Genomic DNA, 19,741 nt, shown 5'->3' on the forward strand with positions numbered 1-19,741 from the left:
GCCATTTGTGCTGCGGGGTGCGCGCCGGCTCAGGCTGTGGAGCTTGGCACTTTTTGGCGGTGTATTGTTGGCGCTCTTTGTCGCTAGTTGCCGATGACCAGGGTGCTGGCGGCTGCTTCGATGACATCGTCGGTGATGGTTTCGAGTTGATTGACCTTCAGCACCCGGGTGATCTGGGGGAAGAGCCGCTCGAGCAGCCGGAAGTTACCGCGGGTGATCCGCTCGATCGCGGCGATTGCCTGGGCGTCCGTGAAGTCGTCGGGGTCGAGCGACCGGCCGATTCTTTTCCAGTGCCGATCGAGGACGAACAGGAGTTCGTCGCGGCCGAGGGGGCGGTAACGATGGGAGAATCCGAGGCGGCTGTAGAGCTGCGGGTAGTGGCGGAATCGTTGGTCGATGCCGGGCATGCCGATGAGGATGATCCCCAGCTGGGTCCGGTCGTGGTTGTCTCGGAGGAGTTCCAGGGCTGTTGGGGTGAGGCGTTCGGCTTCGTCGATCCGTTTCGTGGGCGGAGGTTCGGTAGAGCTCGAATATCACGGCGTCGGCGACGCTGTTCTTCCCACTGTGGAACGGCGCGGCCTTTCTCAACCCACGCTCCACAACACGGTTCGTCTCGACCTCCGATTGCTCGATGATCTGGCCGGCCGCGAGGAGCTCACGGATTTCCCGGAAGTTCCGGGTGGTCATCGCTCCGACGAGCGGGAGATGCCGGCCGAGGTTTTCGAGGACCTCCACGGCGTGACCATCATCGTCACTGCCATAGGTCATGAGATCCTGGCGGATCTGCCTAAACCGGGCCGAAATACTGGACGTCATCGCCGCCTGAACGCGGGCGTCGTTGCGATCGAATTCCTCAATGACTACGGGTGGGACCAGCAGCTTTGCTTTTCGTGGTGGATGAGTATTCGCAGAGCGACGATCCAGCGCTGCCCGTCGCGACGTTGCGCAAGGTCGAGGCATGTAGAGGTGTCTATGAGGAGGTGCAGCACGAGGTCAGCCTACGGGAGCGTTCTCGTACGTCCCTGCGGGCCGCTCCTCAGCCCACAAGCGTGACCAATTCGTAAGCGCGCGTTGAGGATCTCCGAACGGGTCATCGGATGTTCCGGCATTGATCCGATCCGTGAGGTTGGTATTGCGTCGATCAGGGTGAGACAGATTCGTTTTGCCCTGAATCCGCCAGGGTGATGCCGGCGACAGACCAGTTCTCGCGGGGCAGCTCGTGCAAGATCACCCGGATGGTGTCGGGGCGGATTTCCATGACCTCGGCGTAGGTGGCCGTGAGCGCGGCCAGCAACTGACGTTTCTTCTCGGTGGAGGACGGGGATGCATTGTGAACCTGGATGAGCGGCATCCACACATAATGGCATCCTCCGCGGAACCTCGGCTGGAATCCTTTCGATCACTATTGCGTGATGTTCCGTTAGCGGATCCTCTATCGACCGTCCCGCCGTCGGTGCCGCCATGGGAGAAACAGACCACATCCGACGATGATGACTGTGCTTGTGACGATCCCAGGCCAAAATCCCCACATCTTTTGAATGAAGAAGAAGACCGAGGGACCGTCGTTATTGCGGCCGCGGCCGTCGGCAGACTGCGCAGCCCCTCTTTCATGCCCCTAAGGCCAGCGCATGGTCAGGGATGTCGCTCAGCGACCCCGCGAATCAATGGATCGTCCCGGAAGTCACGCTGTCGCGAGCAGGTCTGAGTGGTTTGTCCGCTGCAGGAAGTCGATGACGGCATCACGGCTTTTCTCCAAGCAAACAATCCTGTTCTCCACGACGCGTAGTTCCCGGGCAAGCTCTTCCGCGAGAGTGCGGTTGCATTCGTCGGGTTGCTCCTGCGCCGCCGGGGCCTCGATGTCGAGGACGATCTTGATCATCCGCGTTGACAGGCCGGCTTCTACAAGGGCGCGAACATGCCGGGCATGCTCAATCTGCTCGTCGGAGTAGTCGCGGTAACCGTTCGTCGAACGCGACGCCTGAATGAGTCCCTGCTGCTCGTAGTGACGGAGCATCCGTGTCGGTGCACCCACTTTCTTGGCAACCTCCCCGATCTTCATCGCCAATCTCCCTTCTCTTCCGTCTCCGATTTGACCTTGACACTGATGTCAAAGTTTACGCTGACAAGCGTGCCCGTCGACGAGGCGGTTCCGCAACAGCCTCAGTTCCCAACCAACCGGGCGGGTGCTCTTGCAAGAAGCCTGGAAGTTCTGAACCACGTTCGCATGACCGATTCGCAACGGCCACGGAAAGCAACTACCACGTCGAGAGAGAAAAATTTCCTGAAATGAGCACCATGAAAGACCTGACCGCCCGGGAGTTCGGCTACGGACACCCCACACCACTCTTCATGATCGGCACCTACGACGAAGTCGGCAGGGTGAACTTCATGAATTCCCACTGGGGCGCACTGAACCACGGCGGCTATATCAACCTCAATATCAATACGAACAAGAAGACCCATCGCAACATTGAGGCAATGAGGGCCTTCACAGTGACGCTTGCCACGGAAGAACTGATGCCATATGCCGACTTTTTCGGCACCTACTCGGGTTACCAGGTGCCCGACAAGTTCGCCAAGACAGGCTTGACAGTCCAGAAGGCCAAGCATGTCAACGCGCCAATCATTGACGGCAGTACGTTGGTCATCGAGTGCGAGTTGGTGGAGGTTCTGTACGAAGAGCACATTCACACGGTGATTGGGCGTGTTGCCAACGTTTCCGTTGATGAATCGATGCTCGATGCGACTGGTCGAGTCGATGCAGGCAGGTTGGGCATGATCTTCTTCGATTCGTTCAGTCGAGGATATTTCACGCTAGGCAACAGGGTAGGCGACGCGTGGAGCGAAGGCCGCGTCCTCTCGCCGCGATAAGGAAGTTTGAAATGACGATTCGACCTGTTGAATTGAGTAAGGCCTACCGCCTTGTCCAGCTCGGCGCGACGACCATGCTTTCCGCCAAGCATCACGATGATGCAGACGTCATGGCGGCGGCATGGGTTGGCCTGGGCGGGCCAAACAAGGTGATTGCCTATCTCGGCACGCAATCCTACACCCGAAGGCTGGTGGAGAAGAGCGGATACTTCGTGGTGCACATTCCTGCCGCCCAGCAGATGGAAACCGTGCTGTACGTAGGCGGGCACAGCAAATCCACCATGCCCGACAAGCTGGACAATCTGCCACTCTTCTACCAAGACGGCTGCGATATCCCGATGGTGGCCGGTAGTGCCGGCTACCTGCTGTGCAAGGTGATCCCCAATCCACAGCAGGAACAGGAATTTGATTCCTTCATGGGAGAAATCGTGTCGGCCTGGGCAGACAGTCGAGTCTTCGACGGCAGGCACTGGCTCCTCGATGAGGCGCCAGAGGAACTTCGCACCGTGCACTATGTCGCCGGCGGCCAGTTCTACGCGATGGGCCAGGGCACGAAATTCAACCACGGCCCTGGACAGGACTGACAGATTTCGTGGCCCGTACGGGCGCTGCCCTCGTTTGACGGCGCATTGACCATCCACCCTTGCCGCGGCCCGGGCAGCCCCGACGACCCCGCAATTCGTGTATCCCGCAGCACAACGCGACACCGTCTCTCAAACACAGTCGAGGTCCTTCGGCGGGACGAGTCGAGGAAGAAATCCTCCGATCCCGCCAAGGGCCCTCGACCCCACCTCAACCACCAGCCCTGTCCCACAACTCATCCCTCACCGGGCCGAACGATGCGCCAAACAGCGCCGAAAAAACACCGCCATTTATCGCCGCGAGTCACAGGCTCAGGCCTCGCTGACGTCGGGGTCCCCGACGGCGGTGCGCTGCCACTCGCCGTCGTAGCCGGCCGGCTGGAATCCCAGCGCGACGTTGATGGCCAGCATGTGCCCGTTTTCCGCGGCGTTGTAGGTGTTGACGCGCTGCACGGCCGGGTACAGCTCGAGAAGGCGGCGGAGATTGGCGATCTTGACCAGCATGCCCAGCCGGTGGCCCCGATGGGCGGCGGCCACCAGGGTGTCGTCCTGGTCGGCCAGCCACGGTTTGCTGCGGGCCAGTTCCAGCACGGTGTAGGCCGCAAGTTGACCGCTCTCCCGGTGCCGGGCGGCCACCACCAGGGCGTCGTTGCCGGCCCGCCGCCAGGTGTCTTCGACATGCCGGACGCGTGCGGCGTCCCAGACCTCTTCCTCGATGCTGAGGCCGCCGGCGGGCGCGTCCGTGCTCATCCGGGACATGAGACGGGCGAGCTGTCCGACGTGTTCGTCCGGGCACCGGTCTTCCCAGAACAGCAGCTCGTACCCGCCGGCCTTGGCCAGGGCCTCCTGCTCAAGCCCGTCCAGCACCTCGGCGGCGGCGCGGACGTCCAGGCTGCTGAACCGTTCGACCTGTTCCAGCCGGTAGCCGGCGCGCCGCGCGAACTGCACGCCGCGCTCGTTCTCCGGGACCGCGCCGGTGCCGGTGAGCGGCCTGAGCATGCCGGGGCCGTCGGCGTCGTAATCCGCGGGGTGTTCGGTGAAGGTCTGCAGGATGGTGCGGCCGTCCTCGAGGGCCAGGGCTTCGGTGTGCCGCAGGAGGCTCCGGCCGATTCCGCGGCCGGCGAAGGCCGGCAGCACCTGGACATGGCCGAGGGCGCTGCGGAGGTTTTCCTGCAGGTCGTACCGGATCCAGGCCCGCGCCACCATGCGGCCGTCGACGCGCACATAGAACAGCCGGGTCCGCTGGTATGCAGTGTCCCGCCAGTACCTGAGCCGGGCCTCCGCCGGGGTCGCCCGGTCCAGGTTGCCCCACGTCTGCAGCACCAGGGCATCGCAGAGTTCGCCGAATTCCAGGAAAGTTCCGGCGTCGGCGGCATCGAGCGTTTCGGGGAGGTGCAGGGGTTCTATGCGGTACGTCGGCGTAGTCACCGGGACAGCCTAACCGGCGGCCCCTGCGCAGCCAAGGATGCCGCCGGGGGCAGGGACCGCTCCCTAAGATGAGGAAAGACCGCCCCGCAATTGCGGGACGGTCTTTCAGTGTTTGTTTCGCGAGCCGGGCGAGGCTTAGGCCTCGGTCAGGACCTTGGTGACGTTGGGGTCAACCGAGATGCCCGGGCCGAAGGTGGTGGCCACGGTGGCCTTCTGGATGTAGCGGCCCTTGGCAGCGGACGGCTTGAGGCGCAGGACCTCTTCCAGTGCTGCCGCGTAGTTCTCGGCCAGCTTGACAGCGTCGAAGGACACCTTGCCGATGATGAAGTGCAGGTTCGAGTGCTTGTCGACGCGGAAGTCGATCTTTCCGCCCTTGATGTCGTTGACAGCCTTGGCGGTGTCAGCGGTCACGGTGCCGGTCTTCGGGTTCGGCATCAGGTTGCGGGGACCCAGGACCTTACCGAGGCGGCCAACCTTGCCCATGAGGTCAGGGGTGGCGACGGCGGCGTCGAAGTCGGTCCAGCCGCCAGCAATCTTTTCGATCAGGTCATCGGAACCAACGAAGTCGGCGCCGGCTGCGATGGCAGCTTCGGCCTTGTCGCCCGTTGCGAAAACGAGGACGCGGGCGACCTTACCGGTGCCGTGGGGCAGGTTGACCGTGCCGCGGACCATCTGGTCGGCCTTGCGGGGGTCAACGCCCAGGCGGAATGCAACCTCAACGGTGGCGTCGAACTTGGACGGGTTGGTGTCCTTGGCCAGCGTCACTGCCTCGAACGGCGCGTAGAACTTCTCCGCGTCGATCTTGGCGGCGGCTGCCTCATATGCTTTGCTGCGCTTTGCCATGCTGCTTATTTCTCCTTGTGCAGTTGTGGTCTGCGGACCGCGCTGGGCCCTGCCACAGTCGGCGCTCCGGCCGGTTGGACCGTTCCGGAATTCCGATTTTTCTATGTATTAGGTGGTGCCGGTTTCCCGGCGGGAAGGCTGGTCGCCTTCGATTAGCCTTCGACCGTGATGCCCATGGAGCGGGCGGTGCCGGCGATGATCTTCGCTGCGCCTTCGAGGCTGGTGGCGTTGAGGTCTTCCATCTTGGTGGAGGCGATCTCGTTGACCTGTGCCTGAGTCAGCTTGGCAACCTTGACGGTGTGCGGGGTCGGGGAACCCTTGGCAACGCCTGCAGCCTTCTTGATCAGCTCCGCAGCCGGCGGGGTCTTGGTGATGAACGTGAACGAACGGTCCTCGTAGACCGTGATTTCGACCGGAATAACGTTGCCGCGCTGGGCTTCCGTCGCAGCGTTGTACGCCTTGCAGAATTCCATGATGTTGACACCGTGCTGGCCAAGCGCAGGACCGATCGGCGGGGCCGGGTTAGCGGCACCTGCCTGGATCTGCAGCTTGATGAGGCCGGTGACCTTCTTCTTGGGAGCCAATGTAGGTCCTTCTCTCAAATACGTCCTGGGGCACAGGAGCGTGCCTCAGGTTGGTGGCCGCCATGGCAAGGCGGCCGGCCGCCCCGTGGCTGCTAAGCAGGCAGTCCGGAGCGAATTCTGTGGGATCAGCTAGATCTTGCTGACCTGGTTGAACGCCAGGGTGACCGGCGTTTCGCGCTCGAAGATGGACACCAGCACCACGAGGGTCTGGGAATCGATCTTGATCTCGGAGATCGTGGCGGGAAGGGTCTCGAACGGGCCTTCCTTGACGATGACGGACTCGCCGACCTCGAAGTCGACGTCCACCTGGGCGGCCGCGTGCTTGACGGGCTTGCCCTTCTCGGCCTGCTCTTCCTCGAAGACCGGGGCCAGCATGGAGAAGACCTCATCGAGGCGCAGCGGGACCGGGTTGTGGGCGTTGCCCACGAAGCCGGTGACACCGGGGGTGTGGCGGACGGCGCCCCAGGAAGCGTCGGTGAGGTCCATGCGGACCAGGACGTAGCCGGGGATGCGGACGCGGTTGATCACCTTGCGCTGAGCGTTCTTGATCTCAACGACTTCCTCCATCGGAACCTGGATTTCGAAGATGTAGTCTTCCATGTCCAGGGTCTGGATGCGGGTCTCAAGGTTGGCCTTGACGCGGTTCTCGTATCCTGCGTACGAGTGGATGACGTACCAGTCACCCTCCTGGCGGCGCAGCTTGGCCTTGAACTCCTCGGCAGGGTCGACGTCGGCCTTGGCGGCTGCCGCGGCCAGCGCGTCGGTTTCAGCTTCGGCGCTTTCTTCAGCGTCGACGTCGTCGGCAACTGCTGCCTCGTCGTCGCCCTCAGCGGCTACGGCCTCGTCAGTGACGTCGGATTCGGGTGCAGCAGACAAAGCCTCGGACTCTTCCGTGGTTTCCACCGCGGCGTCCTGGCTCTTATCCAGCCCAGTCTCAGTTACCTCGAGCTCCTGCTCAGACACTTGGTCTCCTGCTTCCTCATTGCCTAACATGCCTATTTAAATGACTCAATTCCGCACACCCCGCGGAACCTCCGGTTTCCCGGGGCCTCCACGCAGTCTGCGGACCGGTCGCCTTAGCGGTCCGTGGGGCCGCTGCCGCCGAAGACCCAGCTGACCGCGGTCCCAAAGGCCAGGTCCAGCAGCGTGACGATGATCATCATGATGGTCACGAACACCAGCACCACGAGCGTGTAGTTGATCAGTTCTTTACGGGTCGGTGCGACGACCTTCTTCAGTTCGCCAATAACCTGGCGGATGAAGATCGCGATGCGAGCAAAGAAGCCGGGCTTAGCGGCGTTCTTAGCGGGGCGGCCTTTGGAGCTGCTGGCAGCTGTTTCGGTCACCTGGTCCTCACTCATCCTCGCAATGATCGGATACCCGGCTCTGAACTGAACCATGGTTGCTGCGCTTGCTCCGGATGATCCGGAACAGCATGCGCAGGGCAGACAGGACTCGAACCTGCAACCTGCGGTTTTGGAGACCGCTGCGCTACCAATTGCGCCACTACCCTTCGGGGCGAAAACCGCTCCGGCCGATGCTTTCCACAGGCTTCCCTGAGGCGCAGACCATCATCGTGTTTTCAACACCGGAGAACCAGTCTACGCAAGATCTGCGTCTACGTCGAACCGGCCCTCTTCCGGCCCCTGCAGGCCCGGAAAAGCCAACTGAAAGCAGTCAGTCACATTTCCGTTCCGGCGCCGCGGGGGATCCGGTGAACAGCATAGAGTAGATTTCGTCGAATCCCACATCCAGCCTTCCAGCTGCAAGCGAAGAACGGACCCGCCCATGTCTGCCGCCCGCATTTCCCAGCGCATTTCCGCCATAGCCGAATCCGCCACACTGGCCGTCGATGCCAAGGCGAAGGCGCTGAAGGCGGCCGGCCGGCCGGTGATCGGCTTCGGCGCCGGAGAACCCGACTTCCCGACCCCCGGCTACATCGTGCAGGCCGCCATCGAGGCCGCCAGCCAGCCGAAGTACCACCGCTACTCCCCCGCCGGCGGGCTGCCGGAGCTCAAGCAGGCCATCGCGGAGAAGACGTTCCGGGATTCCGGCTACAAGGCCGAAGCGTCGCAGGTACTGGTCACCAACGGCGGCAAGCAGGCCGTGTACAACACCTTCGCCACGCTGCTGGATCCGGGCGACGAGGTGATCGTCCCCACCCCGTTCTGGACCACGTACCCGGAGGCCATCCGGCTCGCCGGCGGCGTGCCGGTGGAAGTCTTCGCGGGCCCGGAGCAGGAGTACCTGGTCACCGTGGACCAGCTGGAGGCTGCCCTCACCGACCGCACCAAGATCCTGCTCTTCGTGTCCCCCTCGAACCCCACCGGCGCCGTGTACTTGCCGGAGCAGGTCAAGGCGATCGGCCAGTGGGCGGCGTCCAAGGGCCTGTGGGTGGTCACCGACGAAATCTACGAGCACCTGACCTACGACGGCGTGCCGTTCACGTCGATCGCCACCGCGGTTCCGGAACTCGGCGACAAGGTGGTCATCCTCAACGGTGTCGCCAAGACGTACGCCATGACCGGCTGGCGCGTGGGCTGGATGATCGGCCCCGCGGACGTCATCAAGGCGGCCACCAACCTGCAGTCCCACGCCACGTCGAACGTCTCCAACATCCCCCAGATCGCCGCCTTGGCCGCCGTATCCGGGCCACTGACTGCCGTCGATGAGATGAAGGTGGCTTTTGACCGCCGCCGCAAGGCGATTGTCGCCGGCCTGAACGCCATTGACGGCGTCGAATGCCCGACGCCGAAGGGCGCGTTCTACGTGTACGCGGACGTCCGTGCGCTGCTGGGCCGGGAATTCCCGTCCGCGAACGGTCCGGTACGGCCCGCGACGTCGGCCGAGCTCGCCGCGCTGATTCTCGATGAGGTTGAGGTCGCCGTGGTTCCGGGCGAGGCCTTCGGGCCGTCCGGCTATCTGCGCCTGTCCTACGCCCTGGGCGACGAGGACCTGGCGACCGGCGTCGGCCGCCTGCAGGACTTCCTCGGCAAGGCCCAATAGCACCCTCCCTCACTTTTCGCTCAAAAAAGCACGATGCTCCCTCACTTATGGGGGATTCAAACCGGACCCTCCCGCACCACGGTGCGGGAGGGCCGGGCGTTAAAGCGCAGGACCTGCGGGAGGGCCGGGCGTTAAAGCGCAGGATCTGAGGGAGGGTCGGGTCCTGAAGCGCAGGACCTGCGGGAGGGTCGGGTCCTGCAGCGCAGGACCTGCGGGAGGGTTGTTAGAGGAGGCGGCGCTCGGCGGCCCAGCGGGTCAGTTCGTGGCGGCTGGACAGCTGAAGTTTCCGCAGGACGGCCGAGACGTGGGTTTCGACCGTCTTGATCGAGATGAACAGCTCCTTGGCCACTTCCTTGTAGCTGTACCCGCGCGCGATCAGGCGCATCACTTCGAGCTCCCGGGCCGAGAGCTTGTCGAGCTCGTCGTCGGCGATGTCCGCGGGGGCAGTCCCGAACGCGTCCAGGACGAAACCCGCCAGCCTGGGCGAGAAGACGGCGTCGCCGCCCGCTACCCGGCGGACGGCCCCGCTGATCTCGGCCCCGGAAATCGTCTTGGTGACGTAGCCGCGTGCGCCGGCCCGAATGACGGACACCACGTCCTCGGCCGCATCCGAGACACTCAGCGCCAGGAACCGCGTGGTGGCCAGCAGCGGCGCCGACCCGGCCAGCACCTCCCGGCCACCGCCGCCCCGCCCGCCGGGCAGGTGGACGTCCAAGAGGACGACGTCGGGGCGCTGGGCTGCGATGACGGCGACCGCCTCCTCCACGGTCCCGGCCTCGCCCGCGACGGCGATGTCCGGGTCCAGGTCGGCCTTCAGTCCGGAGCGGAAAATGGCGTGGTCGTCCACGATCACGACCCGGATCGGGGCACGGTTTTCCGGTGCTGAACTGCTCACAGTTTGGCCTCTCCGTTGCTGTTGTTGGCGGCAGACGCCGCAGTTCCGGCAGAAGTAGTTCCGGCTGATGCGCCGTCGGTGACCGGCAGCCGAAGCCGCACCTCGGTGCCGTCCGGGCTGCTGATGATGGCGGCGGTGCCTCCGTGCCGGTGCATCCGCCCGATGATCGACTCCCGCACACCGAGCCGGTCCGGCGGAACGGAGTCCGGGTCGAAGCCCGGGCCGCGGTCCTTGACGAAGACTTCCGCGGCGCCGTCCGTGACTTCGAGGTAGACGGACACGGCACCGCCGCCGTGGCGGGCGGCGTTCAGCATGGCCTCGCGGGCGGCCTGGACCAGGGCCTCATGGCGTTGGGTCATGACACAGTCGCCCACGCTGACCACTTCAACCGCCTCCCCCAAAGCATCTTCGACCTCGGCGGCGGCGGCTTTGACGCCTTCGGACAGGCTGCCGGGTTCCTTGTCCGCGTCACGGTACAGCCAGCCGCGCAGCTCCCGTTCCTGCGCGCGGGCGAGCCGGATGACGTCGTGTTCGTTACCGGCGCGGCGCTGGATCAGGGCGAGAGTCTGCAGCACGGAGTCGTGGAGGTGGGCGGCGATCTCGGCGCGCTCGGTGGCCCGGACCCGGCCGGCGCGCTCGGTTTCCAGGTCCCGCCAGAATTTCAGCCCCCAGGGCAGCAGCACCAGGGCCACGCCGCCGAGCACCGCGACGGAGGCAAGGAGCGCCAGCCAGGTCTGCTCCCAGGACCCCGAGCCGGAGACCATCACCAGCACTCCGGCCACCACGAGGGCCAGGCCGGCCGCGAGGCGGGCCCAGCCGCCTGCCTGGTCCGCCTTGGTTTTGTCCACGAGTCCGGCGCGGCGGGTCTCGTCCAGCTGCATCCAGGCGATCGCGGCACCGCCCAGGATCGCCGCCACCGGGATGAGCGTGCCCAGCGGCACGTCGACCCCCAGGAGCCGGGCGATCAGGATCCCGGCGGCCAGCAGCAAGCCCGCGCCCAGCAGGATCTCCTTGCCGAAGGCCATGCCGGGCATCCTGGCCCGCCAGGACCCCTGCGGTGCCGTCCGGGCAGTCTCCGCGGTCCCATCCGGCACCGGGGACCCGGAGGTGCCCGGGACGCCGGCGGCGCGGGGGTCGCTGACGGCCGGAGCAATGGGCGACGCCGGGCGGCGGGTATTGCGCCGATCGCTCTCATCCGCGGTGGGGACCATGATCCAGAGCCACGCGTAGAAGGCAACCCCGGCGCCGCCCGCGAGCGCGGCGACCACCATGCCGATCCGGACCATGCGCACCGGCCAGCCCAGGTGGTTGGCGAGGCCTGCGCAGACGCCGGCGATCACGCGGTCGCTGCTGCGGACCAGCGGAGGGCGCGGGGTTGTCATGAATCAATCCAAGCACGGATCGGGGTTTCCCGGGCTGGTTTGGCGGCCGAACCGGGGGCCGCTCAGGGACAGTTCAGGGTGTTCCCCAGTAGAGCCCGGCAGCGTGAACGGGAAGGATCGAAGTATGAACCCGCACACTCCGCACCCCGATGAAGGCCGGTCCTCCGCTGACCGGCACGCGACGGATCAATCAGCCCCGGATTCCGCCGAAAGCGGTCTTCCCGACGCAGGCCCAACCGACGCAGGCCAGGCCGACGCCGGTTCGCCCTACCCGGGCCCGTCCGCCGCCGGGCCGGGCGGCGGACGGCAGCAGGAGCCGCCCCGGCTCTACGCCACCGGCGACCCGGAGGGCCCCTATGCCCCGCCGCCGTACTACGGCGGAACTCCGACCCCGGACGGACCGCCGCAGGGCGGACCCATGCCGGGACCGCAGGGGCAGAACTTCTTCGACTGGATCCGCAGCCAGGGCATCTCCCGCGGACGCGACCGGTGGATCGGCGGCGTCGCCAGCGGCATCGCGCACCGGCTCGGCATCGACCCCCTGATCATTCGGGGTGTCCTGATCGTCCTGACGGTGTTCGCCGGCCTGGGTGTGCTCGCCTACGGCCTGGCCTGGGCACTGCTGCCCGAACCCGACGGCCGCATCCACGTCCAGGAGGCTGCCGCCGGCCGGTGGACTGCCGGCATGACCGGCGCCCTCATCACCACCGTCATCGGCTTCCCCAGCCTCGGCGCCGGCGTCTGGGGCTGGGACCGGTACGGCTTCGGTGCCTTCGTCTGGACCGTGTTCTGGGTGGGCGGTGCCATCTACGTCGTCTACTACCTGACCCAGCGCAACAAGTCCCGGAACGGAGCCGCTCCCATGTCATCGCGCTACGAGTCCAGCAGCCCTGCCGGCGCCGCAGCGTTTGCCGGCACTGCCGGCGCCGGGCAGCCGGCCGCCGCCACGGACTTCCCGCACGACGGCGGCCCCGCCTACCCCGGACCCGTCAACGATTCCGTCGCCTCCCCCGCCGGGCCTGACTGGGGGCTGAGCGCACCGGCTGCCACCCCGCCGGGTTCCATGCCCCCCGGCGGCTACTTCCCGGAGCCGGGGCCCGTTCCGCCGCGGCCGGCCCCGCGCAACCTGGGCCCGGGCGCGCCGGCCGTCGCCATTACGGTCGGCGCCGCGCTCCTGGTAGGTGGCGGCATCAAGGCCCTCGACGCCGCCCACGTGATCAATCTCGGCGACGCCGGCAACGCGCTGGTCTGGGCCGTCGCCGCCGGCATCCTGGGCCTCGGGATCCTGATAGCGGGCTTGCGCGGACGGACCTCGGGGATCCTGAGCTTCTTCGCCGTCGTGGCCCTGCTGATCGGCGGAATCTTCAGCGTGATACCGCACGGCGACCGGTTCCGGTTCCAGAACGCCGACTGGGCGCCTGCCAGCATCGAACAGGCCCGCGGCGGCTTTGAGATCACGGGCGGGACCGGAACGGCTGACCTCAGCAAGGTGGCCCTGGACCCGCCGCTGCGCACCGACGTCGTCATTCCGATCGACGCGACGGCCAGCAACCTGACCGTCGTCATTCCCGCCACCGTCCCCGTGCAGATCCAGGCGGACATGACCATGGGGAACCTGCACGAAGGCACCCGGGACCACGGCGGGGTGACCAACCTGAACAGCGACTACAACACGTCCCAGCCGGGCGCCCGGATGGTGGTCCGGATTTCCGGCACCGTCAGCAACGTGACCATCAAGGAAGGCAACTGACATGAGCAGCTATGACGACACCCGTCCGGGCGACGGGCAGGACCCGGAACCGGCCGGCTCCCCGGCCCGGGTGGGCACCGTGGTCTGGGGGCTGATCGTGCTGGCCCTGGCCGCACTGATCATCATTTCCCGGCTCGGCATCGTGGCCCTGAACGGCACCTATGTCCTGATCGGGCTCATGATCGGCGCGGGCGCCGCCCTCATCATCGGCGGCCTCCTCTCGGCCCGCAGGCGTGACAATAAATCAACTTCAGGGAAGTCTTGAACCATGGATAAATTCTTCAACTCCGTCCGGGGCCTCGGCCTGAAACGCGGTCCGCAGCGCTGGGTCGGCGGCGTGTGCGGCGGGATTGCCGCCAAACTGAATGTCGACGTGGCGTGGGTCCGCATCGCCTACCTGCTCCTGAGCCTGCTCCCCGGCCCGGCCTTCGTGTTCTACATTGCCGCGTGGCTGCTCCTGCCGGACCAGCGCAACGCCATCATCCTGGAATCGTTCCTCGCGAAGCGTTCCCCGCGGCCCTGACCCGGCCGCCGGCGCGTCACGCAACACCGCGCACGCCAGCACGTACGGTGCCCCTGCCATCACGGCGGGGGCACCGGTGCGTGTAACCGTTTGTGTCCTACCCCACACGCGCCACTAGACTCTAGGTGAGCTCAGCGTGGCGCTCTGCCTGTACCCCTTCAAACCAGGATTTGAGCCAAGACATGAAAATTGGAATCCTCACCAGCGGCGGAGACTGCCCCGGACTGAACGCCGTCATCCGTGGCGCCGTCCTCAAGGGCATCGCCGTCCACGGCCAGCAGTTCGTAGGATTCCGGGATGGCTGGCGCGGCGTGGTGGAGGGCGACATCGTCGAGATTCCCCGCACCATGGTCCGGGGCATCGCGAAGCAGGGCGGCACCATCCTTGGCACCTCCCGCACCAACCCGTTCGAAAACGGCGGCGGCCCCGAGGTCATCAAGGACCACATGGACCGCCTGGGCATCGACGCGATCATCGCCATCGGCGGCGAGGGCACCCTGGCCGCCGCCAAGCGCCTCACCGACGCCGGCCTCAAGATCGTGGGCGTGCCCAAGACGGTCGACAACGACCTCGACGCCACGGACTACACCTTCGGTTTCGACACCGCCGTGGAAATCGCCACCGAGGCGATCGACCGGCTGCGCACCACCGGCGAATCGCACCACCGCTGCATGATCGCCGAGGTCATGGGCCGGCACGTGGGCTGGATTGCCCTGCACGCCGGAATGGCCTCCGGCGCGCACGCCATCCTGATCCCGGAGCAGAAGGCGTCGATGGAACAGATCGCCGAGTGGGTTGTCTCCGCCCGCGACCGCGGCCGCGCCCCGCTGGTGGTCGTCGCCGAAGGATTCGTCCCCGAGGGCCAGGAGTCTCCGCACTCCGAGCGCGGACTGGACACGTTCGGCCGCCCGCGCCTGGGCGGCATCGCCGAGATGCTCGCGCCCGAGCTCGAGGCACGCACCGGCATCGAGACCCGCGCCACCGTTCTGGGCCACATCCAGCGCGGCGGCGTCCCGACCGCCTTCGACCGGGTCCTGGCCACCCGGCTGGGCATGGCCGCCATCGACTCGGTGGTCGAGAAGCGCTGGGGGACGATGGTGTCGCTGCACGGCACGGACATTGTGCACGTCGGTTTCGACGCCGCGCTCGGAAACCTCAAGTCCGTCCCGCAGGACCGCTACGACGAGGCTGCCGTCCTCTTCGGCTGACCGGCGCCGTCGGCGCCGAACCCGCGCCTCAGCGGGCACGGCTGCGGCCGGAGCCCCGGCCGCGTGGGTAGGGTTGAGGCATGACTCTTGAGCCCGGTTCCGCTGAAATCGTCCAGCTTGCGTGGGCGCGCCGTTTAGGGTTCGACGACGGCGCCTTCGCGGCCGCCGCCGGTGAGCGCCTGACGCGGGCGGACGAGTCCGCCCGGGCCGTGCAGTTCGTCCGGCTGTTCGGAAATTCGGCGCTGGTGGGGCCGCAGTGGGCGCTGGATGCCGCCGTCGGGTACACCGACGAGGAGCTCGCCCAGCACGTGACGCTGCTGACCATCACCCGCGGCCACGGCGGGCACGGGCTGGGCGCCGCCGCACTGTTCTTCGCCGACGACCTCCCGCTGCAGCAGCCGTCCGAGGAGCTGACCGTCTCGCACGGGAACCCCGAGGCGATCGAGCTGGAGAGCTTCTGCCCGCCTGACGATGTCAACGAGGTGGGCCTGGCGGACCTGGAACACCGCTTCACTGTCATGCACCTCGAGGACGGCCGCCGCACCCCCGTGGCCTGCGGCGCGTACACCGAGTGGGAGGGGCTCCTGGCCCATCTGGGTGTCCTGGTCGCACCGGAATGGCGGCGCCGCGGGCTGGGCAGACTGGCCGCCTCGATCGCCGCGCACGAGGCCCTCGCCGCCGGGCTGACCCTGCAGTGGCGTTCCGAGGTCAGCAACAAGGGCTCGCTGGCCCTGGCCCGGAGCCTTGGATTCTCCGCCGGCGGCATCCAGACCAGCGTGCTGCTGGGCTGAACCGGACGCCGCCGGCGTTAGCGCAGCTTAGCGGCGCTCGACCGCCTGGTCGCTGTCCTGGTCTGCTGCTTCCGCCCCTGCGGCCGCGGGCGCCGGCTCGCCCCAGCCCTGGACGGGCTTGGGCTTGGCGAAGAAGAGCACGACGGCTGCGCCAAGCAGGATGACGCCCGCCGGCAGGAGGATGGACTGGCCCATCGCCGTCGAAAATCCTTCATGCAGCGGTTCCGGCAGGGCCCCGCCGAAGCCCATCGGGCTGACGGCGCCGCCTGCCCCGGCCCGGGCTGGGAGCTCGGCCGCCAGCCGTGCCTGGATGAGGACGGCGATGGCGGCGCTGCCGAGGACCGCGCCGATCTGGCGGGTGGTGTTGTACACGCCGGAGCCGGCCCCGGCCTGCCGCGGCGGCAGGTTCCGGGTGGCGGTGGAGCTCAAAGGCGCCCAGATTCCGGCGTTGGCGAAGCCCAGGACGGCGCTCGGGAGCAGGAACAGCCAGATGGGCGTGTCCGGGTGCATGAGCAGCGCGTTCCAGAATAGGGCCACCGACATCAGGACCAGGCCCGAGGCGGTGATGAATTTCGGGTTGACCCGGTCGATGATCCGGCCGACAACCGGCGCGAGGCCGCCCGAGATCAGGGCCATCGGCACCATCATGAGGGCCGACTCGGTGGGGGTCAGGCCGCGGACGATCTGGTAGTAGAAGATCAGCGGCAGGCCGAACGCCGTGACGGTGAAGCCCACGGTGGTGATGGCGATGTTGGCCAGCGAGAAGTTCCGGTCCTTGAACAGGGACAGCGGCAGCAGCGGCTCGCCGGTGTTGAACCGCTGCCAGAGGACGAAGGCCGCGAGCACGGCAATGCCGCTGATGATCAGGCCCCAGACGGTGATGGGGCCAACGATGGTGCCCCAGTCGTAGGTCTCGCCTTCCTGGATGCCGAAGACCAGGAGGAACAGGCCCAGGGCGCTGAGCAGCACGCCGGGGATGTCGAACTTGTGCGGGTGGGTGCTGAGCGTGGGGACGAAGCGCATGGCGAGGATGAAGCCGGCGATGCCGACCGGGACGTTGATGAAGAAGATCCATTCCCAGCCCAGCCCGTCCACCAGGACGCCGCCGAGGATCGGGCCGACCAGGGTGGCGACGCCGGCCGTGGCGCCCCAGATGCCCATGGCCGCCCCGCGGCGGTCCGGGGCGAAGATCCGGGTGATGACGGCCATGGTCTGCGGCGTCATCATGGCCGCGCCGAGGCCCTGCACCACGCGGGCGGCGATCAGCATCTCGACATTCCCGGAAAGGCCGCACCACAGCGAGGCCAGGGTGAAGACCACGAGCCCTGACAGGTAGAGCTTCTTCGGTCCGAAGCGGTCCCCCAGACGGCCGGTGATGAGCAGCGGCACGGCGTAGGCGAGCAGGTAGGCGCTGGTGACCCAGATGACGGAGTTGATGTCAGTGTTGAGTCCCGCCATGATGCTCGGGTTGGCCACCGAGACGATGGTGGTGTCGATCAGGATCATGAAGAAGCCGATCACCAGGGACCAGAGTGCCGGCCATGGCCGGGCTACGTTTTCCATGGGGTTCCTTTAGGTCTGGTGCGAATAAGGAGAAGACGGCGGCCGCTGCGGGGAGGGTGCGGCCGGGCCGCCGGGCACGGCGGTCACCAGGGCAGCGCGCCGGAGCGCAGCTGGTCCTGGAGGCCGCGGATCCAGGCGATCTCCGCCTGCAGCATGCCCTGCTGGTACTCAAGGTCAATCCAGTACTTGCGTTCCACGCCTTTCTTGCGGAGCAGTTCCTCGCCGGAGGCCAGGGAGTCGAGCTGCCCTTGGAGCGCCTGGAGCCGCCGGTCAAGAAGATCGAGGACGACGCCGGCCGGCAGGTTGTAAGCCTCCGAGACGGCCAGCGGAAAGGACGGGTATTCGTTGACCGGGGCGGCGAGCATGTCCTGCAGCCGGTTCGTGAAGGCTTCGCGGCCGGCGGCCGAGATCGTGTACGTGGTGCGCTCCGGGCGGTTTCCTTCCCGGTCCGTTCCCGTGGCGGCGACCAGGCCCTGCTCCTCGAGCCGTGCGACAGCGTGATAGAGCGTCCCCGGCCGGACTTTGACCAGCCGGTCCTCGTGCCGGGCGATCAGCAGCTGGTACATCTCGTAGGGATGCATCGGCTCTTCCACGAGCAGCGAGAGTGCGGCAAGGCCCAGCGGTGTCAGTGCGGTGGTCCGGGCCATGGCGCGCTCTCCCCTTCCGTCCCCGGTGTGTTGTCCGGTGTGTTTTCCGGTGCGGCTCCGGTTATTCCGTAACGATTATTCCACGCGGAGTATTTGAAGGCAATTTTGCCCGTTCCGCCGGGGCCCGGTCCAGGAACCGGGCCCGGGCGGACCCGGCCCCATCAGTCGAGCAGGTCGAGGATGTCCGTCCGGGCAAACATCTGCGCGGCGGCCCGCGCCGAGGGGGTGCCGGCGTCGGGGTCGGCCCCGGCGGCCAGCAGTTCCCGGGCCACATCCGTGTAGCCCTTGAAGACGGCCCCGGCGAGCGGCGTCTGCCCGCGGTCGTTGGGCACGTTGGCATCGCCGCCGTGGTCCAGGATCAGCCGGACTGTGCCGGCGTGGCCGTGGTAGGCCGCCAGCATGAGCAGCGAGTCGCCGGCGGCATTGGTCAGGGTTGCCGGGACTCCGGCTGCCAGGTAGCTGCCCAGCACCGCGGAGTTGCCCTCGCGGGCGGCGTCGAAGAGCGCGTGCGCCAGCGCCAGAGTCTCGTCGTCGGGCGCGGAATTATTCGCGGGCGACTCGCTGTTCATCGGGTACCCCGCAGGAAGCCGGTCTGGCGTCCCACCACCTGGCCGGCGTCGGGGGCAACAATGAGTTCCTGCGCCGCGGCGTAGGACTCGTCCCCGTCCACGACGCTCAGGGTGTCGTCCGGGGCGACGGAGCGCTTGATGACGGCCAGGGCCACCGGGCCCATCTCATAGTGCTGCGCCACCGAGGTCACGGTGCCCACCTTGCGGTCACCGGCACGGACCTCGCTGCCGGCGGCGGGCAGGGTGTGCTGGGAGCCGTCGAGCTGGAGGAACACGAGCCGCCGCGGCGGGTGGCCCAGATTGTGGACGCGGGCGATCGTTTCCTGGCCCTTGTAGCAGCCCTTGGCCAGGTGCACGGCGGTGCGCAGGAGGTCGAGTTCGTGCGGGATGGTCCTGTCGTCGGTTTCCGCGCCCCACCGCGGGCGCCAGGCGGCGATCCGCAGCGCCTCGGCGGCCATGGTGCCGGCCAGCGCCCTGTCCCCTACGGTGTCGGCCAGCGCGGCGGCGGGAACGAGGTATTCGAACCACGGCCGTTCCAGGCCGGGGTGGGCGTCCTCGCCCACCACCGCGTAGGAGTACCCGCCCGCGGCGACGTGCGGCCACGGGTCTTCCCAGGCCAGGAGGCCGGACCACTCCGCGATGCGGCGCGTGGACCCGACCACGGCCCAGTCCGCCGAGACGTCGGCGACCTCGACCCGGAGCATGAACTTCATCTTCGTGAGCCACTCGGCCAACGGGGCAGCTTCGGCCGCCTCGACGATCAGCCAGGTGGTCCCGCCGTCGTCCACCACGCGGGCGTCGAATTCGATCCTGCCCTGCACGCTGAGCAGCAGCAGTTCGGTGGACTGTCCCGGGGCCAGGCCGGTGAGCTGCTGGGAAGAGAGGGTGTTGAGCCAGCTGAGGCGGTCCGGACCGCTGACCGTGACCACACCGCGGTTGGAGAGATCGACGACGGCGGTCCCGGCGGCCAGTGCCCGCTGCTCCCGCAGCGGCTCGCCGTAGTGGGCGGCGACGCCGGCGTCGGCACCGCCGGCCTCGACCGCGGCCGGGCGCGACAACAGGGGGCTCTTCATAGTCATATTGAAAGGAACGTCCTTAGC

General features: G+C 67.0%; 21 protein-coding genes, 1 tRNA gene and 2 pseudogenes. 8 read left to right on the forward strand and 16 right to left on the reverse strand.

Features of this window, described 5'->3' with window-relative positions; translation table 11 throughout:
• Positions 1 to 83: 83 nt before the first annotated feature.
• The 4 genes and pseudogenes from CFN17_RS00630 to CFN17_RS00640 form a co-directional block, all read right to left on the reverse strand.
• Positions 84 to 497, reverse strand: a pseudogene (locus CFN17_RS00630) (AAA family ATPase); the annotation flags it as partial.
• Positions 498 to 525: 28 nt separating this feature from the next.
• A pseudogene (locus CFN17_RS20060) lies at positions 526 to 960 on the reverse strand (PIN domain-containing protein); the annotation flags it as partial.
• 181 nt (positions 961 to 1,141) lie between these two features.
• Positions 1,142 to 1,351: a tautomerase family protein gene (locus CFN17_RS00635; RefSeq protein WP_208749508.1), complete on the reverse strand. Its 210-nt coding sequence runs from the start codon at positions 1,349 to 1,351 to the stop codon at positions 1,142 to 1,144.
• A gap of 330 nt (positions 1,352 to 1,681) precedes the next feature.
• A complete protein-coding gene (locus CFN17_RS00640) occupies positions 1,682 to 2,059 on the reverse strand; it encodes a MerR family transcriptional regulator (protein ID WP_208751259.1) in 378 nt (125 codons plus the stop codon).
• Between the two features lie 227 nt (positions 2,060 to 2,286).
• On the opposite strand from CFN17_RS00640, the gene CFN17_RS00645 reads away from it, so the two are divergent.
• Positions 2,287 to 2,871 (forward strand): flavin reductase family protein, encoded by a 585-nt coding sequence (locus tag CFN17_RS00645; RefSeq protein WP_222612645.1) that lies wholly within the window; start codon positions 2,287 to 2,289, stop codon positions 2,869 to 2,871.
• Positions 2,872 to 2,882: 11 nt separating this feature from the next.
• Positions 2,883 to 3,455: a flavin reductase family protein gene (locus tag CFN17_RS00650; protein WP_208749509.1), complete on the forward strand. Its 573-nt coding sequence runs from the start codon at positions 2,883 to 2,885 to the stop codon at positions 3,453 to 3,455.
• Between the two features lie 309 nt (positions 3,456 to 3,764).
• On the opposite strand, the gene CFN17_RS00655 is transcribed toward CFN17_RS00650, so the two are convergent.
• The 6 genes from CFN17_RS00655 to CFN17_RS00680 form a co-directional block, all read right to left on the reverse strand.
• Positions 3,765 to 4,880 (reverse strand): GNAT family N-acetyltransferase, encoded by a 1,116-nt coding sequence (locus tag CFN17_RS00655; protein ID WP_208749510.1) that lies wholly within the window; start codon positions 4,878 to 4,880, stop codon positions 3,765 to 3,767.
• Between the two features lie 135 nt (positions 4,881 to 5,015).
• Positions 5,016 to 5,723 carry a 50S ribosomal protein L1 gene (gene rplA, locus CFN17_RS00660; RefSeq protein ID WP_208749511.1) on the reverse strand — a complete coding sequence of 236 codons (708 nt, stop codon included), beginning with the start codon at positions 5,721 to 5,723 and terminating at the stop codon, positions 5,016 to 5,018.
• A 152-nt stretch (positions 5,724 to 5,875) separates the two neighbouring features.
• The gene (gene rplK, locus CFN17_RS00665; RefSeq protein ID WP_190987336.1) at positions 5,876 to 6,307 is read right to left on the reverse strand and encodes a 50S ribosomal protein L11; all 432 of its coding nucleotides are present in this window, start codon (positions 6,305 to 6,307) and stop codon (positions 5,876 to 5,878) included.
• 129 nt (positions 6,308 to 6,436) lie between these two features.
• A complete protein-coding gene (gene nusG / locus CFN17_RS00670) occupies positions 6,437 to 7,270 on the reverse strand; it encodes a transcription termination/antitermination protein NusG (RefSeq protein WP_208749512.1) in 834 nt (277 codons plus the stop codon).
• Between the two features lie 113 nt (positions 7,271 to 7,383).
• Entirely contained in the window at positions 7,384 to 7,668 is a 285-nt protein-coding gene (secE, locus tag CFN17_RS00675) for a preprotein translocase subunit SecE (protein WP_208749513.1), read from the reverse strand.
• Between the two features lie 79 nt (positions 7,669 to 7,747).
• A tRNA-Trp gene (locus tag CFN17_RS00680) sits at positions 7,748 to 7,820 on the reverse strand.
• Positions 7,821 to 8,095: 275 nt separating this feature from the next.
• Between CFN17_RS00680 and CFN17_RS00685 the strand changes: the two genes are divergently transcribed.
• Positions 8,096 to 9,313: a pyridoxal phosphate-dependent aminotransferase gene (locus CFN17_RS00685; RefSeq protein ID WP_208749514.1), complete on the forward strand. Its 1,218-nt coding sequence runs from the start codon at positions 8,096 to 8,098 to the stop codon at positions 9,311 to 9,313.
• Between the two features lie 223 nt (positions 9,314 to 9,536).
• On the opposite strand, the gene CFN17_RS00690 is transcribed toward CFN17_RS00685, so the two are convergent.
• Positions 9,537 to 10,208: a response regulator transcription factor gene (locus CFN17_RS00690; protein ID WP_208749515.1), complete on the reverse strand. Its 672-nt coding sequence runs from the start codon at positions 10,206 to 10,208 to the stop codon at positions 9,537 to 9,539.
• A complete protein-coding gene (locus CFN17_RS00695; protein ID WP_208749516.1) occupies positions 10,205 to 11,590 on the reverse strand; it encodes an ATP-binding protein in 1,386 nt (461 codons plus the stop codon). The genes CFN17_RS00690 and CFN17_RS00695 overlap by 4 nt, the downstream gene beginning before the upstream one ends.
• A gap of 124 nt (positions 11,591 to 11,714) precedes the next feature.
• On the opposite strand from CFN17_RS00695, the gene CFN17_RS00700 reads away from it, so the two are divergent.
• The 5 genes from CFN17_RS00700 to CFN17_RS00720 all read left to right on the forward strand — a co-directional run bounded on the left by CFN17_RS00700 (position 11,715) and on the right by CFN17_RS00720 (position 15,862).
• A complete protein-coding gene (locus CFN17_RS00700; protein WP_208749517.1) occupies positions 11,715 to 13,340 on the forward strand; it encodes a PspC domain-containing protein in 1,626 nt (541 codons plus the stop codon).
• Position 13,341: 1 nt separating this feature from the next.
• A complete protein-coding gene (locus CFN17_RS00705; protein ID WP_208749518.1) occupies positions 13,342 to 13,605 on the forward strand; it encodes a hypothetical protein in 264 nt (87 codons plus the stop codon).
• Positions 13,606 to 13,608: 3 nt separating this feature from the next.
• Positions 13,609 to 13,863 carry a PspC domain-containing protein gene (locus CFN17_RS00710; RefSeq protein ID WP_208749519.1) on the forward strand — a complete coding sequence of 85 codons (255 nt, stop codon included), beginning with the start codon at positions 13,609 to 13,611 and terminating at the stop codon, positions 13,861 to 13,863.
• A gap of 182 nt (positions 13,864 to 14,045) precedes the next feature.
• Positions 14,046 to 15,071 carry a 6-phosphofructokinase gene (locus tag CFN17_RS00715; protein ID WP_208749520.1) on the forward strand — a complete coding sequence of 342 codons (1,026 nt, stop codon included), beginning with the start codon at positions 14,046 to 14,048 and terminating at the stop codon, positions 15,069 to 15,071.
• Positions 15,072 to 15,151: 80 nt separating this feature from the next.
• On the forward strand, positions 15,152 to 15,862 hold the full coding sequence (locus CFN17_RS00720) for a GNAT family N-acetyltransferase (protein WP_208749521.1): 711 nt from the start codon (positions 15,152 to 15,154) through the stop codon (positions 15,860 to 15,862).
• 27 nt (positions 15,863 to 15,889) lie between these two features.
• On the opposite strand, the gene CFN17_RS00725 is transcribed toward CFN17_RS00720, so the two are convergent.
• The 4 genes from CFN17_RS00725 to CFN17_RS00740 all read right to left on the reverse strand — a co-directional run bounded on the left by CFN17_RS00725 (position 15,890) and on the right by CFN17_RS00740 (position 19,720).
• On the reverse strand, positions 15,890 to 17,425 hold the full coding sequence (locus CFN17_RS00725; protein WP_208749522.1) for a DHA2 family efflux MFS transporter permease subunit: 1,536 nt from the start codon (positions 17,423 to 17,425) through the stop codon (positions 15,890 to 15,892).
• An 83-nt stretch (positions 17,426 to 17,508) separates the two neighbouring features.
• Positions 17,509 to 18,072, reverse strand: coding sequence for a PadR family transcriptional regulator (locus tag CFN17_RS00730; RefSeq protein WP_208749523.1), 564 nt, complete (start codon positions 18,070 to 18,072; stop codon positions 17,509 to 17,511).
• 161 nt (positions 18,073 to 18,233) lie between these two features.
• Positions 18,234 to 18,641 (reverse strand): ankyrin repeat domain-containing protein, encoded by a 408-nt coding sequence (locus CFN17_RS00735; RefSeq protein WP_208749524.1) that lies wholly within the window; start codon positions 18,639 to 18,641, stop codon positions 18,234 to 18,236.
• Positions 18,638 to 19,720 (reverse strand): folate-binding protein YgfZ, encoded by a 1,083-nt coding sequence (locus CFN17_RS00740; protein ID WP_208749525.1) that lies wholly within the window; start codon positions 19,718 to 19,720, stop codon positions 18,638 to 18,640. The genes CFN17_RS00735 and CFN17_RS00740 overlap by 4 nt, the downstream gene beginning before the upstream one ends.
• Between the last annotated feature and the right edge of the window lie 21 nt (positions 19,721 to 19,741).

The organism is Arthrobacter sp. PM3, from assembly GCF_003352915.1.
Classification (GTDB): Bacteria; Actinomycetota; Actinomycetes; order Actinomycetales; family Micrococcaceae; genus Arthrobacter.